Origin of the sequence: Pseudoalteromonas sp. Hal040 (assembly GCF_037162425.1) — a bacterium.
Lineage (GTDB): Bacteria > Pseudomonadota > Gammaproteobacteria > Enterobacterales > Alteromonadaceae > Pseudoalteromonas > Pseudoalteromonas gelatinilytica.
The window spans coordinates 1,681,975-1,708,806 of record NZ_JARLUU010000001.1; the positions used below are offsets into that span (position 1 = coordinate 1,681,975).

Consider the following 26,832-nt stretch of genomic DNA (forward strand, 5'->3'; position numbering starts at 1 on the left):
AACATAACCACGTTACCCTTAAATTAATAAAAATAATATTGACTTCTTTAGATAGCCCTTCAAGTCTTAACTCGATAACTCAAATAAAAAACCGCCCTAACAGGCGGCTTATTTCAACTTACAGCTAAAAGCTTAAAGCTTAATTACCCCAAGGATTACTCGCACTTGAACGTTGTTTGCGAGTTCGAGCAAGTTGTTTTGCTTCTTTTTTAGCGTGAATGCGTTTGGCGTCAGTAAAACTTAACTCACACGGTTCACCTGGTTTTTGATCTGCAGGGATCACACGATCGCGAGGTGGTAATTCGTAGTTTACATTGTCAGGGCGTGGTAAACTTTTAAGGCGATACAAATAAAAGTTTTCTACTTTTTCTTGTGCCCATTGTGTTTTACGTAAAAACTTAACCGCAGATTTTACATCTGGGTTATTCTTAAAGCAGTTCAAACGCATATAGGCGTGGAGTAATTCCCAGCCATATTGTTCGACAAGCTCTGTCACGACTTGCTCGATACCAACACCTTGTAGTGGGTTATTGCTGAAAATTTCATTATTACTCATTAGACTATCCGGTATTTCAAAACTAGGGTAAGTATAATTGCCTTTACCCTAGTTTTATAGCTAACTTGCTAAGAATGTTTATATTCGAGCTTATTCTTTACAATTAACTACTACACGGCCGCGAATTTTACCTTTTAAAAGGGCTTCTGCATTTGTAACGGCTTCAGAAAGTGGAATTTCTTGCGAAATAGTATCTAGGTAGTCAGCCTCAACTAATTCACTTAGACGTTGCCACGCTTCAATTCGGTCAGCTTTAGGGCGCATAACACTGTCTATACCCATTAGGCTAATACCGCGAAGGATAAACGGAGCTACCGTTGCTGGAAAGTCCATACCTTGTGCTAAACCACACGCTGTTACAACACCACCGTATTTAATTGATGCACACACATTTGCTAGTGTGTGGCTACCTACAGAATCAATTGCGCCTGCAAATTGCTCTTTTGCCAGTGGTTTACCAGGCGCAGAGAACTCTTCACGAGATAGAACGCGTTTTGCGCCTAGTTTTTCAAGGTGCTCTGCTTCATTTATTCGGCCTGTTGTCGCAACTACATCAAATCCAAGTTTGTTAAGTAAATAGATAGCAAAACTACCCACGCCACCATTAGCACCGGTAACAAGTATTTCGCCGCTTTGGGGTGTGATACCTTGTTTTTCTAAGGCAATAATACTGAGCATTGCAGTATACCCAGCAGTACCAATTTGCATTGCCTGTTTTGGTGTTAAATTAGCGGGGAGGGGGATAAGCCAATCTGCACTCATAGACGCTTTTGAACTCAAACCACCTAGGTATTTCTCGCCAACACCAAAGCCATTTAACAGAACTTTATCACCTACTTTAAATTCATCGCTTTTAGACTCTGTCACTGTGCCTGCAAGGTCAATCCCGGGGATCATAGGAAATGTTCTAACCACAGGGCCTTTACCTGTAATCGCTAAGGCATCTTTGTAATTCAACGTGCTGTAGTCAACATCTATATTTACATCGTGCTGGTGGATGTTCTCTACAGGGAAATCTGTGTATTCGGCACGATAGCCTTGATCATCTTTGTTGATAACTACCGATTTTACTGATGTTGTCATATTGACTCCTTTTAGACCGATCGTCTTTTAATGGTTAAAATAAAACCGTATTTAAACGGCTTTATAAAATTAAACGTAAAAATTGCGCTGTATAGAGTGTGAGTGGTTCACTTGATTTATCTAGTTTTGAACGCATCACCGCACCTTCCCAGCCAATCCAAAAAAATTCAGCAAGCATTTTACAATCTGATGCCTGAGGAATTTGTTTTTGCTGCTTTGCCTCAACTAAGCATTGCTCAATTAAAGCTTGCCAGCTTGTGTAAGCTTGCTTAATACGTTTAATCATTGGCTCATCAAGGTAGCTGAGCTCTTGATTTAAATTACCAATTAAGCAGCCGCGTTTAAACTCAAACTTTGCCATACCTTGTTTGGCGTCATTGGCAAACAGAACAATCCTCTCAAGAGGGGTTGTTGCATCGTTGGTTAGGTGGCGTTTTAACTTTGCCTGAAAATAGCTGTCGTAAGCATCAATGAGTGCTAAGCCAAAATCATTCTTACTTTTGAAGTAATGATAAAAAGAGCCCTTAGGTACCTGGGCTGATTTTAAGATTAAATCAATGCCTGTGGCACTAAAGCCTTTTTCGGTTAACACAGCTAAACCTGTATTAATTAACAAGGCGCGCGTATCAGCATTTGAGCGTGCTATTTTTGGTGGCCTGCCTCGACGGCTTGGCACAGAGTTATTTGTTTCCATGGCAACTATATTAGACCGATCGGTTTTTAATATGCAAGCATTAAATTGAGTAAATTGTAATCATCATAAATTTGTCATGATTACAATTTAGTTGGGAACTTTGCTGAAAGTGGCTTGGTCATAAATAATGAAGCTAAAAGAGCTGTATCGTTTTTAGCTGAATTTAAGTGTATTAATAGATGGTTTTTGTTGGAGAGGTACGACCACTTAGTCATTTAAAATGTTAATTCATTTGATCATCAGCACGTTAGTTTTTGTCAATTTATTTAATTGCTTTTTGTTATTTGAATTTAACAGTTTTATTAACTATTCATTAAATGTAGATGTCAATTTCGCTACATATCTATAAATATAAAAGGTGAGGATATTACCTATGAAGAGACAGAAAAGAGATCGTTTAGAAAGAGCTCATTCTCAAGGTTATAAAGCAGGCTTGGCAGGCCGTTCCAAAGAACAATGCCCTTATCAACAAATCGACCCTAAATCAGAATGGTTAGGCGGATGGCGAGAAGCTATTGAAAACCGCAATATGTTCAAAACTTAAAATAGGCACCTTATTTACGCAAAAAAGCCCCAGTTAGGGGCTTTTTTGTATCTGCACATCAATATTAGAATGCAGTTGTATCTTGGAAAAGACCTACTTTAAGATCTTTTGCTTCATAGATAACGCGGCCATCAACTTCTACAGTACCATCAGCCATACCCATGAATAATTTACGTTTAATAACACGTTTCATGTCTAAACGATAAGTTACTTTTTTAGCTGTTGGTAAGATTTGACCTGTGAATTTAACTTCACCTACACCTAATGCACGGCCAAGACCTGGACCACCAGACCAACCAAGGAAGAAACCAACTAATTGCCACATAGCATCAAGGCCTAGACAACCAGGCATTACTGGGTCACCTTTAAAGTGACAGTCGAAGAACCAAAGATCAGGGTTGATATCTAGTTCTGCAACGATTTGACCTTTACCGTGCTCACCACCATCAGAAGTGATAGAGATAATGCGGTCCATCATTAGCATGTTGTCACTTGGTAAACGACAGTTGCCTTCACCGAACATTTCACCTTGACCACAAAGGACCAATTCTTCTTTTGTATAGCTGTTTTTAGGTTCCATAACTCTCATTCATCGCTTAGAAATTGCCTCGTACTTTAGCGTACACTTGTACGCTAAACAACTCGGAGCAGTTAATTATTTGCTATTTTTCGCTTGTTTTATGACCATTTAATTAAACTGTCGCTGATAAAGGGAGATAAAACCGCGCATTGTGAAGTAAAAATCATTATAATTGCTGTGATTCTTTAACCAGTCTAAAGGAAATTTATGATCCTTTTTGTAAACTCACTGACAGTGATTGATTTTTCTTACTTGTGTAATAAACGCGGCGCAGTTGGCGAGAGCTGGATTGTGGATTTAACTCTGCACGGTCAATTAAATGATGAGTCGATGGTGCTTGATTTTGGCTTAGTTAAAAAGCAAATCAAGGGCATTATTGATAACTGTATCGACCATAAACTTGCAGTGCCTGCCAAATTAAATGGTTCACTTAAACAGCATGCTGAGCACAGCGTGCTAGATTGCCATTTTGGTGATAATTACCACCTAGCTATGAGCGCTCCAAACCAAGCATTTTGTTTAATAGATGCAGATGTTGTTGATGAAAAGTCGGTAACCGAGTTTTTAATCAAAACCATTATGCCAGAGCTGCCTAGTAACATCGAAAAGATCGAAATTAATTTATACCCAGAGCATAGCCAAAGTTTTTATTATCACTATAGCCATGGTCTTAAAAAGCACGACGGTAATTGTCAGCGTATTATTCATGGCCATCGCTCTCAAATAGGTATCAGTCTTGATGGAATGGCAATGCCGCGCTTACAAAAAGAGTGGGCAGATAAATGGGAAGACATTTATCTAGCAACAGCTGAAGATGAAATCAATAAATCAGATCTTAAGCATGTAACTGCACAAGATAACGATGTGTGCTTTGCTTACACATCACAGCAGGGTTATTTTGAAATGGCGATAGACAAATCACAGTCGCGACATTTTACCTTGCGATACCACGGTTGAGTGCATTGCAGACTACTTAAGCTCTCAAGTAAAAATCCAATACCCAGAATCAGAAGTAAAAATTACGGCTTATGAAGGTGTTGGCAAAGGGTCTATCAGTTATGAGTAAAGGACTACTGTTAGCAGTATTAGCTGGGGTGTTTTCACTTTCAGCTACTGCTGTCGAATTAAAAGGACATTTAACTCAAGGTGGCTTAGTAACTGGGCAAATCGAAGGTGCTAAAAGTGTCAGTTTCAATGGCGAGCCACTTAAACTATCTTCTCAAGGTGAGTTTGTATTTGGTTTTGGCCGTGATGCAGATACAAATCACAGCTTAAGTTGGACTGACAGCAAAGGTGTTAGCCACGAACAAGCAATTGTCATCACTAAGCGTGATTATAAAATTGACAAAATTACTGGTGTTGCACAAAAGTATGTTTCGCCACCAAAAGAAGTGTCTGAGCGTATTAGCCGTGAAGCTGTTGCTGTACGTAAAGCCCGCGAAGTTAATTCGGATTTACGATACTTTTTAGACCCTGTTTATAAGCCGGCAACTGGGCGTATCTCAGGTGTTTATGGTAGCCAGCGTTACTTTAATGGTGAGCCTCGCCGCCCGCACTTTGGTTTAGACATTGCCAATAAAACGGGTAGCCCAGTGTATGCACCAGTAAGCGGTACTGTGGTGTTTGCTGATGCAGACTTATATTACTCTGGTGGTACCTTAATTCTTGATCATGGCCATGGCGTTACTTCAACTTATATTCATTTAAGCAAATTAGATGTCAAAGTAGGGGATGAAATTAAGCGTGGCGATAAAATTGCGGAGATCGGCGCGACCGGACGCGTAACCGGCCCTCATTTAGACTGGCGTTTTAATTGGAAGAATGAACGCCTTGACCCTGCGCTAATGATGCAAGACACATTAGCTAATGAAAAAGTAGAGACTATGACACAACAAATCGATCGTGACGCTATTATTGCAAAGCGTATTGCTGATTCAACAACATCAGTTACAAAAACAGTTTTTCCTGGCCGTACTAATCACCACAATACTTTATTTGGTGGTGACGCATTAGCTTGGATGGATGAAGTAGCATTTATTGCAGCTACACGTTTTTGTCGTAAGCCACTTGTAACGATTTCGTCTGACCGTGTAGATTTTAAAGAAGCCATTCCAGCCGGTACATTTGCAGAACTTATCTCGAAAGTTGTGCATGTAGGTAATACCAGCCTTAAAGTTGATGTTGAAATCTTTTTAGAAAGAATGCACAAAGATGACAAACACTTAGCTATTTCTGGCAGCTTTACGTTTGTAGCGGTTGATGATAATCACAGACCAACGCCAGTTGTATGCGATAAAATGATCAACGGTTTTGAATAAAACTGTCTGAAAGTGTTAACTTAATTAAGTACCTTAGGGTACTTAATTTTATATATATAAAGAACACATCATACTACAATTTGTTATATGAATCTCTCAGCAAAGAACTGTATATGCAGCTATAAATAATCAAAGGGGGAGTGCGATGCGTTTACTATTTTTATTCAGTTATATAGCTCTATTAGTGTTAGCCTTTAATCAATTTGATAATTACCTGTTTGATTTAGCGGCTGCTTTACGGGGCGTGCTGATTGTATGTAGTTTTGTCCCCGCCGTTTTTTTATTGTGGTGGAGTAAAAAGCTCTCTTTGAGTTTACTTGCTTTAAGTATTGGCTTAGTTCTATTTCATTTTAAACCTTACTCAGCTGATAGAGAGGTTAACAATACTGATATCAAAATCGCGCAAGTAAATTTGCAATATAGTAATCCGAATTTATCACTGATTATCAAAACCCATTTTGTAGAAGAACAAAACGATATCTTATTGCTGTTTGAGTTTAATGATACTCAGCGCCATGTTCTTGATGAGCTAAACACTCAATATCATGTGTTTGGTTATGCCGAAGTAGAAGGGGCGCCATTTGGTATTATTGTTATTTCTAAACTGCCTATTGTGCAAAAGCAAATTAAACGCTTTGACAACCCAAAGCTTGGCTACGTAAAACTCAGCTTTTTAAACAATAACATTATGTTAAATAGTGTGTTTTTGCATCCTCCATCACCTAGGACTCACACTTTGTGGACTCAGCGTAATAGGGTTTTGGCAGAAGTTAATAAAGAAGTTAAAAATTTGAAAGGCAGTTGGCTAGTTGCTGGCGATTTTAATACAGTTCCATGGTCTCGCTACTTCATTAACACAAACAACACCTGCTTTAATAGCATGGGTTACTATGGCAGTTGGTCAGCCACTTCGGTATTAGCGAGTTTACCTTTTACAGATTTGCCAATTGATCATTGCCTTGCAAGTGACGACATAAGCTTATCGCGTGTGCAAACTTTACAAGTAAAGGGTAGTGACCATAAATTACTTCAATACGAATTAACGTTTGATAATCCCTGATTAATTTTAAGGTGGCTATTTTCAATTAATATTTCAACTAGCATGGTTAGTTCAAAATTATCCCATGGTTTAGCTGTGATCATGTTAGCAATATTATTCGTTAATGCATTTTTCGAAGATTCAAGTTCTGCGTAACCGGTTATTAATAGTCGAGAACAGTGTGGTTGTAGTAGTTTAATATCTTCTAAAACAGCAAAACCACTAATTGCAGGCATCAGCAGGTCACATATGACCAGGCTGATAGGGTTTTGCTGCGCAAACTCGATTGCAGATAAAGGATCGCTAAAACAAATAACATGGTTATTGGTACCTAACAGTCGTTTTAGCGATCGTAAAATAGCTTCATCATCATCAATGATTACGATGGTTTTTTTCATGAATGTACTCCAAATAAGTGCTTTAAATCATAGAGCATATGTTTAAAGTTTCGTTTATGAGGAAAGAGCCAAAATGCTTTGTTTGAATACATTAAGGCTTTTGAATAATGCCCAAGCTCACGATAAAACTCGCCATAGCATTCACTTAATCGCGCCTTAATTTTTTTAAGCTCATTGTTTGATACAACAGATTGGTTACGATTTATAATTTCGACCATCGCCGCTAAACGGTTCTCTCTGTTTGCTGTAATAGAATTGGCGCGCATTAAATAGTGCATTGCACACAGAGTTGAGTAGGCGACATCACCGCGTTTAGCTATTTTTAACCAGCAATCTAAATCGGTAGCGCTACTTAATTTATTGTCAAAACCACCCACACCAACAATGGCTGAACGTTTAACCATTACTGATGATGTACCAACAATATTGGTGGTGATCATTTGGCTGATTGGGTTTTCAAGTAATTGGAAATCTTTACTTTGTTTATTGCATTTAAACTCAGGCCAATAGTCGAAGCATCCAATTATGTCCTCATTCTGTTCATTAAAATGCATATAGTCTGTGAAGCTTAAAACACAATCTGGATGTTTAAGATGGAATGCAAGTTGGCTAGCGAGCTTATCTGCAGACCAATAATCATCGGCATCTAAAAAAGCAAGGTAGTCTGAGTTTGCTTGTGTAATTGCAAGGTTTCTTGCAGCAACAACACCTTTTCGTTGTTGACAAAAAATCCGTACTTCATTTTTTTCAGCGGCAAGTTGTTGTAGGTAGTCGATACTGCCATCAGTAGAGCCATCATCGACAATAATGATCTCGAACTGCACATTTTTTTGCTGATAAATGCTGTTAATACAAGTATCTAAATACTGTAAGCAGTTGTAGTTTGGAATGATAATACTGACTTGGCTGTTCATAATATGCTCCAAAAGCATTTCTTCACGTAGTAAAGGATACGCAATTTAGACGCCAGCTTTAAATCTGTATTTTCTGTTAAATAACTCAGCCTTTTCTCTTTGTGCGTTGCATTTTGCAAATGCAACGCATGTTTTTATCTCATTTCGAGAATTTAGTGGCTTTTTTGTCGGGTATGGAACTTGCCATAGCTCTTATAACCGTTTTTATAGGAGCGTTTTTTATGAAACACATTGCTATATTAGTCCCAAGCTTTCCGATTGCATCAGAAACCTTTGTGGTAACAGAAATAAAAGCGCTGTTAAACGCAGGGCACAAGGTGACGGTTCTCACCTTCGAAAAAACCAGTGTGTTGATTAACTTAACCAGCGCTATTGAAGTGAAAAAAATCACTAAACCGGCGTTTAAATTAATACTGCCTTCAATGCTAAATATTTATAAGTTAGTAAAAGCAGCTCACACTGCAGCTCAATTTAAATCAATTTCAACCCAATCATTACTTGCGTACGGTTATCAAATTGCACGATATATAAAAGCGGCGAAGATTGATCATCTACATTGTCATTTTATGCATGGGCCACTTGCTTATGGCATAGTCGCTGCAAAGCTGGCTGATATAACTGTGTCGTCGATAGGTCATGGCCATGACGTTTATGTAAACAACGCCGATTTAAAACCAAAACTAGCGCTTTGCGATTTTTCGATTGCGGTATGTGAAGAAATGGCAATGCAATTTAAACGCTTCTCAAAGAGCAATGTTAAATTACTTCATTGTGGTATTGATACCAGCCAATTTAAATATGTGCCTTCATCACTCAATGAGTCAGTACGATTAATTTTTATAGGTCGTCTTGTTGAAAAGAAAGGGCTGCAATTTCTTTTACCCGCACTCAAACACATTCCTAAAGAGTTCGGTATTACGCTCGACATTGTGGGCGACGGCCCAATGCTCAACGATTTAATGTACATGGCAGAAGAACTGGGGATCCGCAAATCTATTCGATTTTTAGGCGAAAAACCCCATGATTGGGTTAGCTCAAACCTGATTTATTACTCAGCACTTATTGCCCCATTTTGTATTGCAGAAAATGGCGACCGTGATACGGGCCCGTTGGTCTTAAAAGAAGCCATGGCCTGTGGCCTGCCTGTATTAACAACTACTTTGATGGGGGCAAACGAAATTGTAACCCCAAACGTGGGTATGAAGTGTATGCCCGGCAGTATCTCTGGGCTAAGTAAAATGCTGTATAAATTCCATCAGCTTTCTCCCCATAAACGCTATTTACTTGGTCAAAATGCGAAGCAACACGTTAACGAGCATTACAACGCCGTTAAACAAGCAGAGCAACTTTCCAAATGGGTTGAATCTTTATAGGGAGGTTTTATGAGTAACTTAAAACAAATTGGCTATTTTGCTTTAGCTATCCTTGCAGTTAAAGGGTTCGGCTTTATTTTGTTACCCATAACCACGCGCTTTTTAGAAAAAAGTGAGTTTGGCGAACTTAATTTCTTAGTCACTATGTCGGCGTTATGTTCTCTGATTGTTTCACTTGGCTTGCCAGAGCTATTGCTCAAACAACAATACTCCTCTTTTCGTGAGAAAATGGCGTTATTTAGAGATTCGTTAGTATTAACAATCGGATTTAGTGCGGTATTTTTAATTGGGTGTTTTTTATTTGCCGAACAAATAATTTCTCTATTACCTGCGCAAATTAGTGTGCTTGATTTTAGGTTGCTCGCTGTTAATTTGTGTTTTGCATCAGTACTTTCGATCCCTTATACCTATTATCGTTTGTTTGGCTATGCGCAAAAATATTGTTTCTATAGTATTGCTCACGCAGTCATGCAAACCTGCTTAACTATCACTTTACTCGTTCTGGGCTTTAACGTGACAGGTGTGATGGCTTCAGGCGTTGCCTGTACGTGCATTATTATGTGTTTAACTCTGAATGATATGAGTTCGGCGCTAAAAGTTAGTTACTCACGCTTTAGCTGGCGAATCAAAAAATCGCAAACGATTTTTTTAACCTCTATCATCGCTTCAGGCCTTTTCGTTTATGCCGGAAATGGCGCAGAGAACTGGTTTATTGTTGCCCAGTTTAATGAAAGTGTCTTGGCAAGCTATTACGTTGCTGCGCAATTTGCCATTATTACATCCTTCACCTTTGAGCCAATTCGTCTTTGGTGGTTTGCAAAACGATTTAGTTTAATTAAAGAAGATAAAAGCCAATATCAACGTTATGCAATTACGTCTTTAAATGCCGGGTTAGCGATGTGTATTTTAATGAGCTTGCTTGCCCCAATCGCGTTTAATTCGGTTCTACCATCAGACTATCATGGAAAAGATAGTTGGCTGATTTTATTAATCATTGTTGTCGCTATTCGCCATCACAGCGATATTGTTAATATTGGCTGCTACATGCACAAAAACGGTGTGTTTGTATCAATAATAAACTTTTTAACAGCACTTCTTGGGCTGAGCTTATTGTATTATTTAGTCCCAAACCAAGGTGTAGAAGGGGCAATCCTCGCACTAATCATAATGCAAAGCTTCAAATTGGTTTGTTTATATTCAGTTAGTCAGTACTTCGAACCTCTACAGTTAAATTTTGCGGCATTAATTCCGAGCTGGTTAGCACTGGGGTCTATGGTTCTTATTACACTACAGTTTAACGAACTCATTTTTGCTAAATGGGTTGTTTGCTTTTGCTATTTTGTCGGCCTTTCATTTCAATATAAAACCTTGCTTATGCAGGTTATGAAAAGTCTAGTTAAGGGGCATCAATATGCTCAATTACTATAAACAAAATCAACTATTCATTAATGGCATTTTGGTCACTTTACTTGTCGTTGCGACTTACACATTGCTAGGTCCCATTGCCGTATTTGCCTTATTATTATTACCTTTTGCGGCTTTTACGGCAGTGAAGGTAAGCGTTGCGTTTATCATTTTGTTTATATTGTTTAGCTACTTTAGATTGCACGAAGCATTTCCGTTTTTGATGCCGTTCAAAATTCCAAAGTTACTCGCGTTGGCCTCTTTATTAGGGATTGTTTGGCATCTATTTATCTCGCAAAAATTAAAACCGCACTGGCATACCAATCATCTAATCTTTTTCATTTGGTTTGTGTGGCTCACTGTTTGTGTTTTTAGTGCCTCAAATCGTGGCTTAGCGATGGAATATTGGTCTGGTGTACTCACAAAAGTACTGATTATGGTATTTGCAATATCCTGGTGGATGACCACGTTAAAGCATTTTAATGTGGTACGAATTGGCATCATGATCTCAGGAGCCGCTATTGCCTTGGTTGCCCTTAGTAACAAAATGAATGGTATTGGTCTAGTTGAAGGAACCCGCGTCACAATTTCTCGTGAGCTGCGTTCACAGCTAGGTGACCCAAACGATTTATCGCTGGTAATGATGTTCCCTGTGTCTTTTTTAGCAGCCGAAGTGTTTGATTCAAATGCGCATAAACTAAGACGTATCATCGCCTTTATCTGTTTGATCACGGCAATTAGTGGCGTAGTTGCGACGCAAAGTCGAGGTGGTTTACTCGGCATTGCTGCTGTTCTTAGTTTTTTCATTTATCAAAAAGTTAAAAACCCAATTGTTGTTGGCTGTATTGGTGCGGTAGGCATGTTAGCCATGGTTGCATTTGCGGGTATCGCAGACAGGCAAAGTGGTGGCTCACACGAAGGGGGAGTAGATGAATCAGCCATGGGCCGTATTTATGCGTGGCAAGCTGCCATCAATATGGCGATATACAATCCATTGACCGGCGTCGGGGTTAATAATTTTGTTGTTAATTACTATTTTTATAGCCCGCATTGGGATGGCAAGAATCATGCAGTACACAGTACATGGTTTCAAGTATTAGGTGAAACAGGCCTTGTTGGCATATGTATTTTTGTCTTAGTAATTGCCTGTATTTACCGTAGCTTAAACCGTGTGTTTTTAATGAATAAGCAAATTAAAGACGAACAAATTGATGTAAATGCTAAAGCGCTAAAAGGCGGTTTAATTGGCTTTATGGTATCAGGAACCTTTTTAACTCAAGCATTTACATGGCCTATTTATATCATTCTTGCTTTAACCATTGCGTTAGAAAAGCTTGTAATTGATAAACAAAGGGAGACCTCACATGAGTGAACAAATTAAACACTGGCTTAAATCAAGCGACAGTGCAATTGCAAAATCGCTTTTTCAAATTGCCAAATCGATTCGCAATCCGCAAATGTGGGTGATCCCAGGCATTCATTCACTGTTATATAAATTACATTTAGTTATAAAAACATTGCTGAGTGAAATTGGACGAATTTTTTACTATACGCCCTTGTTTAAAAGCCAAATTAGCGGTTCAAAAGCTAATTTATACCTGTATTCAGGGATGCCTCAAATATTAGGAAAACTTGAAATAAGTTGTAATGACAATACCCGAATTAGCGGTATCAGCACATTTTGTGGGCGTAGTCATGGTCATTACACACCCAAACTGATAATTGGCAGTAATGTGGATATAGGTTGGCAAAATGCCTTTTCAGTTGGCCGTAAAATTGTACTTGAAGATGATGTGCGTTTAGCGGGAAGGGTATTTTTAGCTGGGTTTCCAGGGCATCCATTAAACTCTGCAAGACGAGCTATAGGTGAGCCTGATGACGAGTCACAAATAGGCGATATCATCATTAAACAGGGCGCCTGGATTGGTACAGGTGCGACTGTACTTGCCGGTGTCACAATTGGTGAAGGGGCAATCGTTGCTGCAAGTGCGGTCGTAACCAAAGATGTACCAGCAAATACCATCGTGGCCGGTAATCCAGCAAAAGTAGTTAAACAGCTGGAGGACTGATTATGAAATTCATTGTATTTGGTGAAGATTGGCAAAGCCACCCAAGCAGTACTCAGCATTTGTTCAAACAACTGGCACAACAGCACTCCGTTATTTGGATTAACTCGATAGGTATGCGTAAACCAACATTGCGTTTAGTTGATGTAAAGCGGGTCTTCAATAAATTAAAAAGCCTTTTATTATCAACAAAGAAAACGAAAAACAATCGAACAGCAAACAAAATAAACGATGACAATTTCACTGCACACACATTAGCGGTTTTACCTTGGCACGATAACGTTTTAGTAAGGTTATTTAATAAATGGGTTTTTCAACGGAAAAATTTTATAGACGATGAGCCAATTGTTTATTGGCTAAGTGTGCCAACAGCAATCAGTTTAATTGCGCCGCGCGAGCAGGATAAAGTGGTGTATTATTGTGGCGATGATTTCGCAGCTCTTGCAGGCGTTGATCATAAAATGGTTGCGCCGTTTGAACATGAGCTTATTGAAAAAGCAGACACTATTTATGTTGTCAGTGAGCGTCTTGCCAACAAAATGCCAAAGCACAAAGTAAAAATGCTCTCACATGGTGTCGATTTAGCGCTTTTTACTACGCAAACCGCGAAAGCCTCTGAACTTGAGCATATAAGTAAACCTATCATTGGCTTTTATGGTTCTCTCAATGCCTGGTTAGATAAAGCCTTATTGTTAAAGCTCGCTAAAGAGAGGCCAGACTATCAAATAGTGCTAATTGGCCATCTAGTAGAGGATTTCCAACAGCTTCTAAAACGTCAGAATGTAACGCACATAGAGGCTGTTGATCATCAGCGTCTAGCCTCATTTTCGCAGCATTGGCAGGTATCCATCTTACCGTTTGTTGATAACGATCAGATCAGAGCCTGTGATCCTCTTAAATTAAAAGAATACATAGCGACGGGCACACCCATCGTAACCACACGTTTTGCTGCGGTTGACCCATACCAAGAAACGATCTTAATCGCTGACAACCATCAGGGCTTTATTGAGCGCGTTGATTATGCTGTGAGCTTAAGTAAATCTGATTTCTTAAATTGGCGCGCAAACCAGTCATTGCTTGCACATAACCATAGTTGGCAAGCAAAAGCCTCATTAGTCTGCAAGCAACTTAGATTTTGCTGATTAAACTATTCAACCCAAAAGCTGCATCTTGTATCGCTTCATCATGCAGCTTTTTTCATTTTGGCTCACTAACTGCAATTTACTAATTAGCTAAGAAAATCTCGGTCAATTTTTATCAATTTGCGAATTAACACAGAGTAATTTCGCAAAATGCAAAGCAAAAGGTAAAACATGTTAGTAAAAGAGCAGATCAAACGGTTAATTTATTTAGGGCTTTATGCGCTATACACGCGTATTAAGCTCTTTATCATTCCGTTTTGCATTATTCCAATTGTCGTTATCGCACTTGGATTATCAGCTCAAAAGCAATATACCAATCACGCAACGATTTTGATTGAAGAGTCAGCGTTACTGAATCCTTATTTAGATGATCTTTCTTTCTCGTTTCAGCTTTCTGATCGTATGGCTGCACTGCGTACCTTAGTTATTAGTCGCAAAGTACTTATCGCGGTTGCTAAAGAAACTCAATTAATCGCAGAAGATGCGCCACCCAAACAAGTAGAAGAAATTCATCAACAACTCTCAAAAGCCTTATCGCTTTCTTTAATTGGCGATGAGCTGGTACGTATTAACTTTATTTGGCATGACCAAACGCAAATGAAGCCTGTGCTAGAAAAGGTGGTCGAAAAATTTATCGAACGCTTACTTGCCCCAACGAAGGCATCACTGGATACCTCTGAGCAGTTTTTCTTTAAACAACTTGATAGTTTACGAGAAGAACTTGAGCTTTCAGAAGAAGCATTAGCTGTCTTTAAAACACAAAACAGCAATACCTTACCTGATGTATTACACAGTAATCGTCAAACCTTTGATAATTTACTAAGCGAGAAACAACAAAAGCTGATTGCTCTTTCAGGTGCCAAAGCAAAGCTAAATGCACTGGTGAGCAAGGTTGGTCAAGCAAACCCAATTTTAGGCAATTTAGAAGAAAAAATAGTCCGTACTGAATCTGAGTTAAGTCTTTTACGCACACGCTACACCGAAAAACACAGCAAAATCATAGAGAAGAAGCGCACTCTCGCAAATTTAAAAAACCGTCAACAGGCGTTATTAGAATCAAGCGAAAAGCTCGATACCACAAACCTCGATCAGTTATGGCAAATGGTAAACACCTTACCATCTGGTGATGGCAAAGAGAGTAGTGTTTTGGTCTCTCAATTACTTGCCCTAGAAGAAGCCCGCAATAATTTACTTCAGCAAGAGCAAGAGTTTGCGATGTTAGAAGAGCAGGTAAAACTTGTAAGTGAACGTTTGTTAGTAACCAGCGATGTTGAAAAACAGTTACGCAAATTAGAGCGCGATTACGAAGTTAAGCAATCACTTTATAAAGACATGCTTAGCCGTTATGAAATGGCGAAAGTAACAGGCAAGTTAGTTAAATACGAAGGTCCAGATAAAGTAAAAACCATAGAACGAGCTTACAGCCCGACTCAACCAATCAATACCTCTATGGTGATGACTGTCATTGTGGGTCTCATTCTTGGTATTTTCACAGGTGGTGCAAGTGTATTTGTTGCAGCGCTTTGTGATAGCCACCTCAAAGATATTAAAACCATTGAAAAACTTACCAGCGCACAGGTGGTAACAGTACTTCCTATCGTCAATGCCGAGACTAACTTCGGTAACATTGAAGGAGATAAATCATGAATGTCATGCACTTAGTTCAACACCTGCAAGTAGGTGGCCTTGAAAAAATGGCAATTACACTTCTCAAAAATAGTCAATTTAGCCGCTCTAGCATCATTGTTTCGCTCGAAGGAGACAGACAGTCTGCTTTTGAACAGTGGCCCGAATTAGAAGAATTTAGCCATCGTGTTATTTGCTTAAATAAAAAGCCCGGTATCAGCTTTTCTGTTATCGCAAAGATTAAGTCTTTAGTTAAAGAGCACGATATCGATATCATCCATAGCCATCATGTTGGCCCAGTTATTTATGCGGGCTTAGCGTGCGCATTGTCGGGTGATTCAGTTCGCCACATATCAACCATTCATGACGCTTGGTATTTGAACAATGTTAAGCAATGCACATTTACAAAGTTACTTGATTCGATGACGAACATTTATTGGGTCGCAGATGCGCGAATAGTTGCCGATGAATTTAGAGCCAAAACAGCCATTATCCCAGAACGAACCATTTTAAATGGCATTGATTGCGATAGCTTTATAGCAATCTCGCAAGACACGGCAAGAGATCAGCTTAACTTACCAAAAAAGATAAAACTGGTTGGCTGTGCGGCACGCTTAATAGATGGCAAAGGGCACAAAGATCTTATTCACGCTTTGCATTACTTACCTCAAAACTATCATATGGTATTTGCAGGAGATGGCGACCAGAAAGTGGGGTTAATGAATTTAGTGCGTAATTTAGGGCTAAACGAGCGTGTTCATTTTCTTGGTAATGTTCACGATATGCGCGCATTTTATTCAAGTATCGATGTTATGTGTTTGTACTCACAACGTGAAGGCTTACCACTGTCAATTATTGAAGCCATGGCTTGTGGTATTCCCGTAGTTGCATCCGATGTTGGCGGAATTAATGAAGTGCTCACTGCTAACGAAGGAGAGCTTGTCTCTCCTAAAGAATTTAGCCAGCTTGCCCCAGCAATTTTAAGAGCAAGCAAACTACCGCATGGTTTATGTATTCGTCATCACGCTATTGCTGTTGCTGATGCAAGAACCATGAGCAGTAAATACGATAGTTTATATTCTGCTTTAGCAGTGTAGGAGCCAATCATGACTATTTTAACGACCTTATTTGTCATTTTACTGTGTGTTGCGCTGTATCATCACATTGGTTATCCGTTATTACTTAAGTGCGTTAGCACAAAAAGTAAAACCGGTTAAACCTGCACAATACGATGAAAAAACACTCCCTAACATTGCTATCTTGATGTGCGCTTATAATGAACAAGCCCACATAGCAGAAAAGCTACATAACTTAGCATCACTGGTTTATGACACGAACCATTACACTATTCATGTATATTTTGATGGCTGCACCGATAAAAGTTATCAACAAGCCCTTAAAGCTCAACAGGTTTTACATAAACAAGGTGTAAAGTGTTTCTTTCATTTTCGTGATGAAAACCAAGGTAAAGTTCAAGGATTAAACACCTTAATGGGCGTAGCCAAATACCATAACGACATTTTGCTTTTCACCGATGTCAGTGCATTACTCAGCATAGATGCATTAGACAAAGTAGCTCAACAGTTTAGTGATCCTAAGGTCGCTATTTCGACCGGTATTTACACCTTAGATGAAAATGCCCCTGATGCGCAAAAAGCTTATTGGCAGTATCAAAATAAGGTTAAAAAATCAGAGTCAAACCTTGGTGCCGTGATTGGCGTACCCGGTGCGATGTTCGCCATGCGCGCTGAATACGCGTGTGAATTAGAGAAAAACACCATCAACGACGACTTCGTGTTATCAATGAAAGCGTTAAGCAAAGGGGGTAAAGCCATTGTTGATGAAGAGGTGGTCATTTACGAACGTGAATGCGACGAACAAAGCGAAGATTATAAACGCAGAGTACGTGTTGGCGCTGGTAACTGGCAGCAGATTAAAGCACTGCTTTTATTACTTAATCCACGCTTAGGCTGGACGTGTCTAAATTTCTTTTCGCATAAAGTCCTACGTGGAGTGATGCCAGTTATTTTAGCGGGTATTTATGTCTGTGTCTTTTTAGAATCCCTCGTGTCGCAGTCGTTGTGGTCTGAACTTATCGCAGCAGCAATTTTATCACTTCATACCGTGCAAGCGATTAAAACGCTATTCGAGATTAAAAAACATATTCCTATCGTCGATAAAGTGAATTACATCTTAAATAGCTACTTTTTAGCACTTTGGGGGATCATCCGTTACGAGCAAGGTTATTTTAATAACCCATGGCAACGGGTGAAAACGGCAAGTAAAAAACCAACAAAATCGGTTATTAAAATCATTAAGCGAAGCTTAGATATTACAGGTGCCTTATTTGCGCTAAGTCTTGTTTGGCCTGTGTGTTTAATCGCCGCATTGGCAATAAAGCTAACCTCAAAAGGGCCAATCATCTTTAAGCAACTTAGGGTAGGTGAAAGCTCTGATGATTTTGTTGAGCTATTTTATGTTTATAAGTTTCGCTCTATGGTAGTTGATGCGGAGTCACGTTCAGGCGCTGTGTGGGCCAGTAAAGATGACCCAAGAATAACAGCGGTCGGGCGTTTCATGCGTAAAACCCGGATTGATGAGCTCCCACAGTTAATTAACGTACTTAAAGGTGAGATGTCATTAATTGGGCCACGCCCTGAGCGCCCCGAATTCTACGGTAAACTTGAAAAAGATATCCCTTACTTTTGCCAGCGTACTTATGGCGTTAAACCAGGTATTTCTGGCCTTGCGCAGGTGATGAATGGCTATGACGAAACGATTGATGATGCACGCAGTAAAATTGGCTGGGATTACGCTTACTCACTCAGTATGTCGTCACCACGAGCTTGGGCAAAACTAGAGTTTTCAATTGTGCTTAAAACATTACAGGTCGTTTTTACCGGAAAAGGCCAATAACTAACTAGCTTTTTGCAATATCAATTAAGCAAATCACGTTGCATAATGCAAATTAACAGTAAAAAGTTAATTGCATTATGCATCGCCTCAACATTTAACTATTAAATATCAATGCTTTATAAACTGGCATTCTAGTTGTACTAGTTACTATGACTAACCCATTATACAAAGGTGCAGATCATGGCTAACAACACTACATTCTCAAACGAAACCAAACTAATTTCACTACCAACTGATTTCTCTGGTCTTGCCGTTGATGGCTTTAAAGACCAATTTGAAGAAGTTGCACACGGCAAACAACAAAGTGTGGTTCTTGATTTTACCTCGACGACGTTCATTGATTCATCTGGCATCGGTGCCATGGTGTTTTTATATAAACGTATCGAGAAAAAAGGGCAAAAACTATCACTGCTTAATGTGTCTGGGCAACCGCATAAGTTAATGAGCCTATTAAGGGTTGATAAAACGATTCCATTTATCGAACAAGCTGATATCGCGTGAGGTGATTTATGAAGCACATACTATTTACAGTCATTTTGCTCACGCTTGGTGGATGTGCTTCTTGGCCTGATGAAGGGCAAGGAGGCTGGGCTGAAAAATATCAAAATTACCCGCTAACTGATGAGCAACACGAGATGATTTACGACACGCAAGAAACGGTCGTATTGAGTGAATTTCAACATCATGTTTTAAAGTTAGATCTATTAAAAGCACAAGGTATTAAGCAGTGTATGCCTGCCCAATTACTTAAAGCGCAAATTTACGAAAACCGTATTAGACGCCTTATAGCTGCGCAAATGTGGTCTGATGCTGAGCATGACTTATTGATTCATTATCATGGCTTAAATCAGCTTGCTAAGCACTTTGAGACCGTCAACGCAATGAGCCAATGTGCAGGAGGAACACAATCTGAGACAACCATGACGGCGTCGTTAAAAGATCAAATCAGCGAGCTTTTAAACAGTGATAATCAGTTTTCGCTAAACGATTTTCAGGTTACTCCGAAATACTTAACACGTTTAGCGCAAGCGGCTGACTTAATTAAGCAAGTTGATGCAGTGGACTTACTGCTTGTTGGTCATGCAGATATAAGTGGTCAGCAACAAAATAACTACGAGTTAGCACTTAAACGGGCAGAAACAGTGAAACACTGGCTTGGCATTTATGGGGTGAATCCAGCAACCATCACCACCTTAACGCAGGGTAGTTTAACGCCATACAGTGATGAACCTGACTCACGATCAAAACGCCATTCTGATAGACGTGTTGAAGCGATTATTATCGACATGAATGAAGAAAAAGCACGAAACAAAGCCATGCATTATCCAGCTGGACCAAAATCCTAAATGGTCCTAAGGAGCAATAACATGAAACAGTTAATCTTACTTTGCTTACTGATTTTCGCCTTACCGACTTTCGCCGAAGAAATAGAAGTAGGTAATAAACTTTACTTATATTTACCCGGTGAAGCTGAATTTAGCGAACCGTTTGAAGTTGATAAAGAAGGCACAATTACCTTACCTGAGCTAGGTCGTTTTAAAGTAGCAGGCTTACAGCTTGATGATGTGCAAAGCCAACTACGCACAGCATTAAGTGAAATGTATGTGGCGATGGATGACTTTTACGTTGAAATTCACTCTCGTGATATTTTCATTAATGTAATGGGCTATGTGAACGATCCATCGCAAGTGAGCATCCCTAAAGATGGCAATATTCAAATGGTAATTGCGCGAGCAGGTGGATTAAAACCAGGCGCTCAGCTTGACCGTTTACAAATTCGCCGTGCCGGCGAGATGATTGAGTTTAACTATAAAGCCTACCTAGACTCAGGCAACATTGATTTGCTTCCCGCGCTTCAAAGTGCAGACACGGTATTTGTCCCTGTGTCACCATTATTAGGAAACGTGCAAATCGACTTTGATGCACAAACGTTAAGTGCATCCGGTGACGCAAGTGATAACAGTGCTATCACATTGCTTGGCGAAGTACACAATCCGGGCAGCTTTTCATTTAAAGAAAACATGAGTGTACTTGATGCTCTGATGCGTGCCGAAGGGGTAACACGCTATGCAGATGTGACGAAAATTCGCGTTATTGTCGATAAGACACCGGTTGTATTTGATTTAAAAGCTTATTTAGATAAACCCAATAACGATACCATGCCACAGCTTAAAGCAGGCTCAACCATCTATGTGCCAATTATGGTTGATGATGTAAATACCACATCAAGAACTGTCTATATCATGGGTGAAGTACAAAAGCCTGGCGCTTATGAAGCAGCAGATAACACCAGCTTCTTAGACATACTTGCCAATGCAGGTGGGCCAACTCGCTTTGCCGAAACGCGTCAAATAAAAATCTTAACGCCAGCCGGCGAAAGCATCCTGTTTGACCTGCAAGGCTACAGTGAAGGGCTCATTGCTGTAAAAGTGCCGAATCTAAACCCAGGCGATGTGATTTTTGTACCAGAAAAAACTGATCAAAATGAAAAAAGCTGGTTAAAAGTTCCTCCTAAGCGTGCCATTAAAATTATCGGCGCCATTTTATCGCCGGGTCGTTATGAGTGGAGCCCTGAAATGGACTTTACAGACTTACTGGCCCATGCCGGCGGTCCAACCAAAGGGGCAAATATCAATGACATTAAAATTGTTAGAAACGGCGAAATCACTAAACGTTTTGATTTAGAGCAATACACGATTAATGATTCAGGCAAATATGCTTTACCTAATTTATTGGCTGGCGACACCATTATTGTTGAAGAGTTACCGGTTGACCCTGCAGACAATAAATCACAATGGATCCGTCAAGAATCAAGCAAATCAATTTATATTATGGGGCAGGTGGGCTCACCAGGTCGTTATGCATTTAACACGAATATGCACTTTATCGACATTTTAGCCGCCGCTGATGGCCCTACAGATAACGCTGATTTACGTAATATTCGTATTACACATCGCAATGATAACACCGCAAGAGTTAGCAAGTTAAACCTTGCACTGTATTTTGAAACCGGTGATGAAACCTTATTCCCGCATGTGTTACCGGGCGATACCATCTACATTCCAGAAAAAGATAAAGACTGGCTACGTACACCGAAAGAGCAAGTAGTTCGTATTATGGGGGCGGTTGAAAAGCCAGGTCGTTACAGCTTTGATGACACCATGACGGTACTTGATGTACTTGCAGAAGCGGGCGGTCCATCGAGCTCAGCGCTTATCGACAAAATTGTGGTGGTCAATCACTCATGCTGTAAAGAGCAGTCTCGTGTGTTTGATTTAGAAGAATTCGTTAAAAACCCTAACTCTGCGTATATCCCTGTGTTACGCGCTGGCGATACCCTTTATGTACCAGATAAAGGACAAGATTTAATGAGTCAGTTTAAATCAAACTTCTTAGATTTTATTACTGTTGTTGCTTTAGTGGTGGGCTTATGAAACTAATACCAGCGCAATACCAAGAACTTGAAGCCGTGTGTAACGAGATAGATAACACTAAAGCACGTTGTATCTGCTTTATCTCATTAACGGGGAATGAAGGCTCTACATCGCTATGTGCCAGTGTAGCTAAACGTTTAAGTTTACAGGCGGCCAAAGTTTTAATCATCGATTTAAACCCGCTCAATCCGTTTAAATTTGAACAACCAGACACAGTTGAATCATGGTGCTTTAGTGATATCTCATGTCAGCTGAATATCATTAATACTGAGCAAGTTGATTTACTGACTATGCAACACTTAAGAGAGCTTGAATCAGTTAAAAGTAAAAATGTGCTGAATGACGCCATTGAACGGATAAAACAAGAGTACGACTATATTTTTTTAGATATGAGCCCGGCGTTAAAATGTAATCGCGGTAATGTGCCACTGCATGCGCTAAGTCTATGTACTGATCTCACATTTTTAACTGTATCGCTTGGCTATAACGATGAAGAAGCCTTGTGTCATGGAATGGCGAATTTAGAACATGCTGGTGTAACTAAGATAAAAATAGTTGTTGCCCAGCATCAATTTGCACCTTTAGGTAGCCGTATCGTCAGAACTCTTAAAGCATTTCAGCCAAAATGGCCTAAACTAACAGAGTATCTATTAAACAAAGTTATTAAACAGCGTTGGTTATTTTTACCCCACTGAGACTCTGAATGGACTGCTTATATCAAAAGACTTTTAATTTAGATTGGCCTACGGTCAGCGAAATTCGCCATATTTTAAAGCATGTTTTAACGGCGATCAGTGTTAAAAATCAAGATATTGATGCAGCAGGGTTAGTCGCTACCGAATACCTCACTAATCTGTTACGCCATAGTGATGAAACGGCTAGGTTTGTGCAGTTTTCTATGCATAAACTTGCAGACAAACAACTATTGATTGAATTTAAAGACAGCATGCCAAGCTATGACTTATTTAATCAACAACCTAATCAGTGGCAAATAGACAGTGGCGAGTTAGTTGAAGGGGGCATGGGGGTGGCGCTTATAAAGCACTACTTTCCTAATGCCAGCTATAAAACTGTCGATCAGCAAAACATATTTTCATTTTGTTTAACCAATATAGATAAACGACCCACACTCATCTACATTGACGATGATAAAGCCCAGCTTGCCTTGCTTAATGCCTATTTGTCTGAACATTTTCAGGTGATTTGCTGTGAAGACAGTGAGTCAGGCTGGCAAGAAATTCTTACCTCTGGCGCTACAATTTTGCTGCTTGATCATAAACTCAAAAATGGTACCAGTGAGCCATTACTTAAAAAGCTAAATCAATCTAATCTTAAAACAAATTTATCTGTAGTGATGCTTACAGGTGATGACAGTGAAGAGCTAATAAAGCGCATAAACCTATTGGGGGTTGATGATTATTTAGTAAAACCAGTTAGCAAAACACGTTTACTGCAAAGTATTGAGCGGATTGTGCATCGTTTTTCAGCACTAAAGTATTTAATCAATGAAGAACGTATGCAAACCAAACAAAAAATAGGCGAGTTTAATGCGTATAATTTTGGCTCAATCATCAGTCAAAATGGCGGGGATTTTTGTATGTACCCCCACCAGCAGCAAACACCCATTATAATCGGCGATATGATGGGACACGGTATAACAGCCCTCAAAGAAAGTTTTGCTATAAAAGGTTTTTTAAGTGGCTGTTTAGCGACACCAATTCCATTAACCGATGTTTTAAAGACACTGAATCAGGCACTTTATGAACAACGGCTTTGTAAAAACAGCCTAGTAACATTATTAATTGGCTTTATCGAAAATAATACACTTCATTGGTTTAACGCAGGTCACCCAGCCCCTTGCGTGATAACAACACAAGGAAAGCTGCTTCAACTTAGCGGAACTGATCCTTTGTTAGGCCTTTCTGACGACCATCAATACCAGCATTACCGCTATGACTTAAGTGATGTTGCGCAGATTTTATTATTTACCGATGGCTGGCTTGATAATCAGAAGATGAGTGAGGTTGACCAAATCATTGCTAAATTAACGCATGATAACTTACACAGTGAGGAGTTTGCCTATGCTCTTTGGCAAGCAAGCCAAGTAAAACTATCGGCTGAAATAGACGATGCCTCATTAATTGTGATCAATAAACACTAAAGTTTGAGTTTACAAACCCACTGAATACACACTAAGCTACTAGTAAGGATCTGTTAAATAATCACTTTATCTCAGCATAAAACGATAATAAAGGAAGTCAGTAATGCCACCTAAAATACTCATTGTTGAAGATACAGAATCGCTTGCGCTGATGTACCAATCATATTTGATCCCAACAGGGGTTGAAACTCGCATTGCCTACAATGGTGAGCAAGCTATGTGCGCACTAAACGAGTTTGAACCTGACTTAGTGATTTTAGATGTTATGCTGCCTGATATGAATGGGCTTGATATTTTATCGTCTTTAGATTCAGATACGGCACCACAAGTGATTGTTCTAACAGGGCATGCAACCAAAGAAATGGCCATTAAAGCGATTAAACTAGGTGCCAGTGACTTTTTAGAAAAACCGATCGAAGCAGATCGTTTTCGCATCACAGTAAACAACGCATTAAAGCTCAAAGATTTAAAACAAACAGTTAAAAGCTATCAAACAACCTACGAAAACGGTAAATATTACGACCTGATCGGCAGTTCATCCGAAATGCAATCGGTTTACCAAATCATAAAGTCAGCATCGGCGAGTAAAGCCACTGTGTTTATTACCGGTGAAAGTGGAACGGGTAAAGAGCTGTGCGCCCGTGCGGTACATTTAGCGTCACCGCGCGCTAACAAACCGTTTGTAGCCCTTAACTGTGCAGCCATCCCAAAAGATTTAATCGAAAGTGAAATATTCGGCCACTTAAAAGGGGCGTTTACTGGTGCTATTGCTAATCGTGAAGGGGCCGCAGGCCAAGCTGACGGCGGGACTTTGTTTTTAGATGAACTATGTGAAATGGACATCAACTTACAAAGTAAGCTACTGCGCTTTATTCAAACTGGTTGTTACCAACAAGTGGGAAGCGAAAAAGAAGTCAAAGTAGATGTACGCTTTGTGTGTGCGACTAATCGAGACCCATTACTTGAAGTGCAAGAAGGGCGTTTTCGTGAAGACTTGTATTACCGTTTACATGTTATTCCAATCGCGTTACCGCCATTAAAACAACGTGGTAAAGATGTTATTGAAATTGCGGACGCATTATTCAAAAAAATAAGTAAAGAAGAAGGGCGCTCATATAAAGGCATGTCTGAAGGAGTAAGGAACTTATTTTTGAGTTATGGCTGGCCTGGTAATGTTCGCCAATTAGAAAACACGATCCGTAATATCCTTGTGTTACACGATGAAGCGTTTATTGAAGCAAATATGATCCCCGCATTGCCAAATGCACAAAACCAAAGCCATGCGGCTACACCTGTTACTGCGTCTAATCAGTTAGAAGCTGTTACGCAAAGTGTCGCATCTTCGACCAATGAACTCGCTACAAGTGTGAACAATACATCCTATGTGTCTTCACAAGTTGGTTTTTCTCAAGCAGACATAGAACCACTTTGGATAGTCGAAAAACGCTACATTGAACAAGCAATTGACGCCTGTGATAACAACATACCTAAAGCAGCAGCTTTATTAGATGTGAGCCCTTCCACGATTTATCGTAAAATCAAAAGTTGGGAAGAGATGCAAGTAAGCTAGTGTTATAAACGCGATCTAGCTGTTTAAATTGTTGTTCACCTGAAAAGCGTTGCTGAATTAATTTTTGTGCATTGTTAAGCATGTATTGTTTTTGCTCAGTGCTCAGCATTTCAACGTTTTTAAGCTGTTTTTGGAGTGCCTGAGCCGAGCTTTCGCCCATCATTAATCCATTAGATAAATGATTGATAATATGCGGCAATTGCCCAACCGCTGCAGCAATCACTAACACCCCATGCGACATTGCTTCTAATGCCACCATTGGAAGTCCTTCTGCGCGAGAGCAGATCACCAATACATCGAGTTGTTGCCATATTTGTTGTTGTTCACATTGACCATGATAATTGACCGCTGATAAATCAAGTTCATTCACCATAGGCCCATCGCCAAACATATGAAAGTTCAAGTTTGTTGATGCAGAATGTTTAGCCGCTTCAATGAAAATATCAGGCCCTTTTTCATGAGATAAACGACCCACAAAGCCAATATTAATCTCCTGTTTGCTACGTAGTATTCTTAGTTTTGTAGGTTTTTTCACTGAGATGAAGTTTTCAAGTAACTCCGCATTGTAGAGCTCTTTGGTCAACGAGTTCGACACGGCAAAGTTTAAAGAAAAGTAGCTCAGAAGCTTATCAAGCTTATTGTAAAAATACACTTTGCCGACACCTGCTTCACCTGCGTGATAGGTAGAAATACAAGGGCGGTTTTGCCAGCGACACACCAACTTCCCCATGATACTTGCCTTGTACCCATGGGTGTGTAGTAACGCTGAACGAGGAAACATTTTTAGTATTTCGTTCAAGCTTTTTAAATTTCCGCCAGCAAAACCGTAAGTGATATTCGCTTTTTCTAAGCGATGATAAAACTCACGATTATTATGATCTTGATAAAATAGTACCGAGCTCATAATATTATATCGTTCTAATAGCTTACTCATGGCAATCAAATGGCTTTCGATGCCACCAATTAAGCTTGAATCTACAAATAAAATAACACTATATTTCATATTCACTCCAA

General features: G+C 39.6%; 24 protein-coding genes and 2 pseudogenes. 19 read left to right on the forward strand and 7 right to left on the reverse strand.

Translation table 11 applies throughout. The features are described from left to right. Positions 1 to 139 precede the first annotated feature (139 nt). From P4S60_RS07520 to acuR, 3 genes are all read right to left on the reverse strand, one after another. Positions 140 to 556, reverse strand: coding sequence for a VF530 family DNA-binding protein (locus P4S60_RS07520; RefSeq protein WP_337115520.1), 417 nt, complete (start codon positions 554 to 556; stop codon positions 140 to 142). 90 nt (positions 557 to 646) lie between these two features. Then, entirely contained in the window at positions 647 to 1,639 is a 993-nt protein-coding gene (gene acuI, locus P4S60_RS07525; RefSeq protein ID WP_337115521.1) for an acrylyl-CoA reductase (NADPH), read from the reverse strand. A 61-nt stretch (positions 1,640 to 1,700) separates the two neighbouring features. Further along, positions 1,701 to 2,333: an acrylate utilization transcriptional regulator AcuR gene (gene acuR / locus P4S60_RS07530; protein WP_337115522.1), complete on the reverse strand. Its 633-nt coding sequence runs from the start codon at positions 2,331 to 2,333 to the stop codon at positions 1,701 to 1,703. A 373-nt stretch (positions 2,334 to 2,706) separates the two neighbouring features. Between acuR and rmf the strand changes: the two genes are divergently transcribed. Beyond that, on the forward strand, positions 2,707 to 2,877 hold the full coding sequence (rmf, locus tag P4S60_RS07535) for a ribosome modulation factor (RefSeq protein WP_036968408.1): 171 nt from the start codon (positions 2,707 to 2,709) through the stop codon (positions 2,875 to 2,877). 64 nt (positions 2,878 to 2,941) lie between these two features. Here the strand turns inward: rmf and fabA are convergent, their stop codons facing one another. After that, entirely contained in the window at positions 2,942 to 3,457 is a 516-nt protein-coding gene (fabA, locus tag P4S60_RS07540) for a bifunctional 3-hydroxydecanoyl-ACP dehydratase/trans-2-decenoyl-ACP isomerase (RefSeq protein ID WP_337115523.1), read from the reverse strand. 207 nt (positions 3,458 to 3,664) lie between these two features. On the opposite strand from fabA, the pseudogene P4S60_RS07545 reads away from it, so the two are divergent. From P4S60_RS07545 to P4S60_RS07560, 4 genes and pseudogenes are all read left to right on the forward strand, one after another. Next, positions 3,665 to 4,523, forward strand: a pseudogene (locus P4S60_RS07545) (6-carboxytetrahydropterin synthase). Continuing rightward, positions 4,516 to 5,331 (forward strand): annotated as a pseudogene (locus P4S60_RS07550) (M23 family metallopeptidase); the annotation flags it as partial. The pseudogenes P4S60_RS07545 and P4S60_RS07550, both read left to right, overlap by 8 nt. Positions 5,332 to 5,340: 9 nt before the next feature. Further along, entirely contained in the window at positions 5,341 to 5,775 is a 435-nt protein-coding gene (locus tag P4S60_RS07555) for an acyl-CoA thioesterase (protein ID WP_063705312.1), read from the forward strand. A gap of 145 nt (positions 5,776 to 5,920) precedes the next feature. Beyond that, on the forward strand, positions 5,921 to 6,835 hold the full coding sequence (locus tag P4S60_RS07560; protein WP_337115524.1) for an endonuclease/exonuclease/phosphatase family protein: 915 nt from the start codon (positions 5,921 to 5,923) through the stop codon (positions 6,833 to 6,835). On the opposite strand, the gene P4S60_RS07565 is transcribed toward P4S60_RS07560, so the two are convergent. Further along, entirely contained in the window at positions 6,805 to 7,212 is a 408-nt protein-coding gene (locus tag P4S60_RS07565) for a response regulator (RefSeq protein ID WP_105180507.1), read from the reverse strand. The genes P4S60_RS07560 and P4S60_RS07565 overlap by 31 nt on opposite strands. Continuing rightward, complete coding sequence (locus P4S60_RS07570) at positions 7,209 to 8,126, reverse strand: glycosyltransferase family 2 protein (protein ID WP_105174114.1); 918 nt, start codon at positions 8,124 to 8,126, stop codon at positions 7,209 to 7,211. The genes P4S60_RS07565 and P4S60_RS07570 overlap by 4 nt, the downstream gene beginning before the upstream one ends. A gap of 221 nt (positions 8,127 to 8,347) precedes the next feature. Here P4S60_RS07570 and P4S60_RS07575 point away from each other — a divergent pair, with 221 nt between their 5' ends. The 14 genes from P4S60_RS07575 (at position 8,348) to P4S60_RS07640 (ending at position 25,818) form a co-directional block, all read left to right on the forward strand. Beyond that, positions 8,348 to 9,499, forward strand: a complete 1,152-nt coding sequence (locus tag P4S60_RS07575) for a glycosyltransferase (RefSeq protein WP_063705304.1) — start codon at positions 8,348 to 8,350, stop codon at positions 9,497 to 9,499. Between the two features lie 9 nt (positions 9,500 to 9,508). After that, positions 9,509 to 10,927, forward strand: a complete 1,419-nt coding sequence (locus P4S60_RS07580) for a lipopolysaccharide biosynthesis protein (RefSeq protein ID WP_337115525.1) — start codon at positions 9,509 to 9,511, stop codon at positions 10,925 to 10,927. After that, positions 10,911 to 12,275, forward strand: coding sequence for an O-antigen ligase family protein (locus tag P4S60_RS07585; protein ID WP_337115526.1), 1,365 nt, complete (start codon positions 10,911 to 10,913; stop codon positions 12,273 to 12,275). Before P4S60_RS07580 ends, P4S60_RS07585 begins: the two co-directional genes overlap by 17 nt. Next, a complete protein-coding gene (locus P4S60_RS07590) occupies positions 12,268 to 12,972 on the forward strand; it encodes an acyltransferase (RefSeq protein ID WP_063705298.1) in 705 nt (234 codons plus the stop codon). Before P4S60_RS07585 ends, P4S60_RS07590 begins: the two co-directional genes overlap by 8 nt. A gap of 2 nt (positions 12,973 to 12,974) precedes the next feature. Further along, positions 12,975 to 14,111: a glycosyltransferase gene (locus tag P4S60_RS07595; protein WP_138625449.1), complete on the forward strand. Its 1,137-nt coding sequence runs from the start codon at positions 12,975 to 12,977 to the stop codon at positions 14,109 to 14,111. 171 nt (positions 14,112 to 14,282) lie between these two features. Next, positions 14,283 to 15,758 carry a GumC family protein gene (locus P4S60_RS07600; protein WP_063705293.1) on the forward strand — a complete coding sequence of 492 codons (1,476 nt, stop codon included), beginning with the start codon at positions 14,283 to 14,285 and terminating at the stop codon, positions 15,756 to 15,758. After that, complete coding sequence (locus P4S60_RS07605; RefSeq protein WP_063705291.1) at positions 15,755 to 16,834, forward strand: glycosyltransferase; 1,080 nt, start codon at positions 15,755 to 15,757, stop codon at positions 16,832 to 16,834. The genes P4S60_RS07600 and P4S60_RS07605 overlap by 4 nt, the downstream gene beginning before the upstream one ends. A gap of 31 nt (positions 16,835 to 16,865) precedes the next feature. Continuing rightward, positions 16,866 to 18,653: a sugar transferase gene (locus P4S60_RS07610; protein WP_337115527.1), complete on the forward strand. Its 1,788-nt coding sequence runs from the start codon at positions 16,866 to 16,868 to the stop codon at positions 18,651 to 18,653. Positions 18,654 to 18,833: 180 nt separating this feature from the next. Continuing rightward, positions 18,834 to 19,154 (forward strand): STAS domain-containing protein, encoded by a 321-nt coding sequence (locus tag P4S60_RS07615; RefSeq protein ID WP_105180513.1) that lies wholly within the window; start codon positions 18,834 to 18,836, stop codon positions 19,152 to 19,154. 8 nt (positions 19,155 to 19,162) lie between these two features. Then, on the forward strand, positions 19,163 to 19,999 hold the full coding sequence (locus P4S60_RS07620) for an OmpA family protein (protein WP_337115528.1): 837 nt from the start codon (positions 19,163 to 19,165) through the stop codon (positions 19,997 to 19,999). 21 nt (positions 20,000 to 20,020) lie between these two features. Continuing rightward, on the forward strand, positions 20,021 to 22,087 hold the full coding sequence (locus P4S60_RS07625) for an SLBB domain-containing protein (RefSeq protein ID WP_337115529.1): 2,067 nt from the start codon (positions 20,021 to 20,023) through the stop codon (positions 22,085 to 22,087). After that, a complete protein-coding gene (locus tag P4S60_RS07630) occupies positions 22,084 to 22,782 on the forward strand; it encodes an AAA family ATPase (RefSeq protein ID WP_105174122.1) in 699 nt (232 codons plus the stop codon). The genes P4S60_RS07625 and P4S60_RS07630 overlap by 4 nt, the downstream gene beginning before the upstream one ends. Before the next feature lie 8 nt (positions 22,783 to 22,790). After that, positions 22,791 to 24,248 (forward strand): SpoIIE family protein phosphatase, encoded by a 1,458-nt coding sequence (locus P4S60_RS07635; RefSeq protein WP_337115530.1) that lies wholly within the window; start codon positions 22,791 to 22,793, stop codon positions 24,246 to 24,248. A gap of 103 nt (positions 24,249 to 24,351) precedes the next feature. Next, entirely contained in the window at positions 24,352 to 25,818 is a 1,467-nt protein-coding gene (locus tag P4S60_RS07640) for a sigma-54-dependent transcriptional regulator (RefSeq protein WP_337115531.1), read from the forward strand. Here the strand turns inward: P4S60_RS07640 and P4S60_RS07645 are convergent. Beyond that, the gene (locus P4S60_RS07645) at positions 25,787 to 26,821 is read right to left on the reverse strand and encodes a glycosyltransferase family 4 protein (protein WP_063705275.1); all 1,035 of its coding nucleotides are present in this window, start codon (positions 26,819 to 26,821) and stop codon (positions 25,787 to 25,789) included. The genes P4S60_RS07640 and P4S60_RS07645 overlap by 32 nt on opposite strands. Positions 26,822 to 26,832: the final 11 nt, after the last annotated feature.